3 protein-coding genes and 1 pseudogene are annotated in these 2,693 nt (G+C 63.2%); all 4 read left to right on the top strand.

Features of this window, described 5'->3' with window-relative positions; all coding sequences use genetic code 11:
- A partial coding sequence (locus DBR22_RS20665; protein ID WP_146187599.1) for a cation:dicarboxylate symporter family transporter occupies positions 1-582 on the top strand: 582 nt, incomplete at its 5' end.
- Positions 583-811: 229 nt separating this feature from the next.
- Positions 812-1,711, top strand: coding sequence for a ParA family protein (locus DBR22_RS20660; RefSeq protein ID WP_108600532.1), 900 nt, complete (start codon positions 812-814; stop codon positions 1,709-1,711).
- Positions 1,712-1,718: 7 nt separating this feature from the next.
- Positions 1,719-2,531 (top strand): segregation and condensation protein A, encoded by an 813-nt coding sequence (locus DBR22_RS20655; protein WP_108600531.1) that lies wholly within the window; start codon positions 1,719-1,721, stop codon positions 2,529-2,531.
- Positions 2,528-2,693: pseudogene (locus DBR22_RS24905) on the top strand (SMC-Scp complex subunit ScpB); the annotation flags it as partial. The gene DBR22_RS20655 and the pseudogene DBR22_RS24905, both read left to right, overlap by 4 nt.

The raw sequence follows: 2,693 nt of genomic DNA, 5'->3' as shown, positions 1-2,693 counted from the left end.
TACCTGGGCAGGGAATACCTCCTGATCTTCTCCACGTCATCTTCCGAGGCGGCCCTGCCCCGCCTCATCGCCAAGATGGAGCACCTCGGAGTCTCCAAGCCGGTTGTCGGCGTCACCGTCCCCACGGGCTACTCCTTCAACCTGGACGGCACCGCCATCTACCTGACCATGGCGTCCCTGTTCGTGGCCAACGCCATGGGCACGCCGCTTGACCTGGGCGCCCAGGTGTCCCTGCTCATCTTCATGATCATCGCTTCCAAGGGTGCAGCCGGCGTGACCGGTGCAGGCCTGGCGACGCTCGCCGCAGGGCTCCAGGCACACAAGCCCGAGCTCCTGGGCGGCGTGGGCATGATCGTCGGCATCGACCGCTTTATGTCCGAAGCCCGTGCGCTCACCAACTTCACCGGCAACGCCGTTGCCACGCTGCTGATCGGAACCTGGGTCAAGGAGATCGACAATGACCAGGTGGGACGTGTCCTCTCCGGCGATCTTCCCTTCGACGAGCAGACCATGATCGCGGGCCACGGTGAGACTGCAGGCCACGGTGCTGCCGACGCAAAGCCGGTACCTGCCACCGTCTAGGAAGCTTCAACAGCACCACACGGAATGCCCGTCCAGCCCCCGGCAGGACGGGCATTCCTGGGTGAATGGGGCTAACCTTCGACCTCAACCAGAAGGTCAAGGCTCAACATTCGTGCAAAGTCAAGTTCCGCCGTTTACCGTGTCGGCCCCTGTAGCCTTGAAAGAAGAAGGAACGGCGCTGGGCATCCAGCGGCAAGAAGTCACCGTCATCGAAAGTGTGGATAGATACGTGAGCAGCGAACAGGGTTCGGCAACTCTGGAGGGCACGGAACTCGACCTGGAAGACGCCGTGATGGGCCCCACGGGGCGTCCGTACCGCGAATTCCCGGAACCTGCGCCGCTTTCCTCCCACGGTCCGGCACGCGTCATAGCCATGGTCAACCAGAAGGGCGGCGTGGGTAAGACCACGTCCACCATCAACCTGGCCGCGGCCCTGGCTGAATACGGCCGCCGGGTCCTGCTGGTGGACTTTGACCCCCAGGGTGCGCTTTCTGCCGGCCTCGGCATAAATCCCCATGAACTGGACCTCACCGTCTATAACGTCCTGATGGACCGCAAGGTGGACATCCGCGACGCCATCCACCAGACGGGTGTTGAGAATGTAGACCTGCTTCCAGCCAACATTGACCTCTCGGCCGCCGAAGTCCAGCTTGTCAATGAGGTAGCCCGCGAGCAGGTCCTGGACCGGGCGCTGAAGAAAGTGGAGGACGATTACGACGTCGTCCTTATCGACTGCCAGCCCTCGCTGGGCCTGCTGACAGTCAACGCCCTGACCGCTGCGCACGGCGTGATCATTCCGCTGATCTGCGAGTTCTTCGCGCTTCGCGCTGTTGCCCTCCTGGTTGAGACCATCGACAAAGTCCAGGACAGGCTGAACCCCCGCCTGCAGGTCGACGGCGTACTTGCCACCATGTACGACTCCCGCACGCTGCACAGCCGCGAGGTCATCACACGGCTGGTGGAAGCCTTCGGTGACAAGGTCTTTGAGACAGTCATCAAGCGTTCCATCAAGTTCGCCGACGCCACCGTTGCCGCTGAGCCGATCACCACCTATGCGGGAAACCATATCGGCGCCGACGCCTACCGCCGCCTGGCCAAAGAGCTGATTTCCCGCGGCGGCGCTCCCTAGCCACGCCGTGGCCGAGTCCAAACCCGGCTTCGAAGTCCGGCTGGCCAATTTCACCGGTCCTTTCGACCTTCTGCTCGGCCTGATCGCCAAGCACCAGCTGGACATCACCGAGGTGGCGATCGCCACCGTCACCGATGAGTTCATCAAATACATCCGGAACCTCCAGAAACTGGGCGGGGACTGGGCGCTGGATGAAGCGAGCGAATTCCTGGTCATCGCGGCCACGCTGTTGGACCTCAAGGCTGCCAGGCTCCTGCCGGCCGGCGAAGTGGAGGATGAGGAAGACATCGCGCTGCTCGAAGCGAGGGACCTTCTCTTTGCCAGGCTTCTCCAATACAAGGCGTTCAAACAGGTGGCCGGCCTGATGGCAGAGACCCTGGAGCAGGAGGCCCAACGGTTTCCCCGCCAGGTGGCACTCGAGGAGCACTTCGCCGCCATGCTTCCCGAGCTGGTGTGGAAGCACTCGCCCCAGCAGTTCGCGCAGCTGGCCGAAGCCGCCCTGAAACCAAAGGCCGCGGCGCCCACCGAAGTCGCTCTCGACCACCTGCACGGCGGCACCGTCAGCGTCAAGGAGCAGGCCGAGATCCTGGGCCTGCGGCTTCAGCTGGGGAAGCCGTTGTCGTTCCGGGCATTGATTGCCGATGCCGGGTCCACCCTTGTGGTTGTCGCCAGATTCCTGGCGTTGCTGGAGATGTTCCGGGACAAGGCAGTGGCCTTTGACCAGCTCTCGCCGTTGGGGGACCTCACCGTGCACTGGACTGTTGACGGCCAGGACTGGTCCGTTGAAAACCTGAGCGAAGAATATGAGGAGCAGCCGTGACCACCGACACTCCGTACCCTGAAGATGAGGGCGTTGTGGACTTTCAGGACCTTCCCGGCGGAGCGAAGGCCGCGCTTGAGGCTGTCCTCATGGTGCTGGACCAGCCGGCAACGGCAACCGAGCTGGCCGCGGGCCTGAAGCTGACGGTCGCCGCCGTTGAAG

The sequence above is a fragment of the Arthrobacter sp. HMWF013 genome (genome assembly GCF_003061105.1).
Lineage (GTDB): Bacteria > Actinomycetota > Actinomycetes > Actinomycetales > Micrococcaceae > Arthrobacter.
This window is presented reverse-complemented; position numbering and strand designations above follow the sequence as displayed.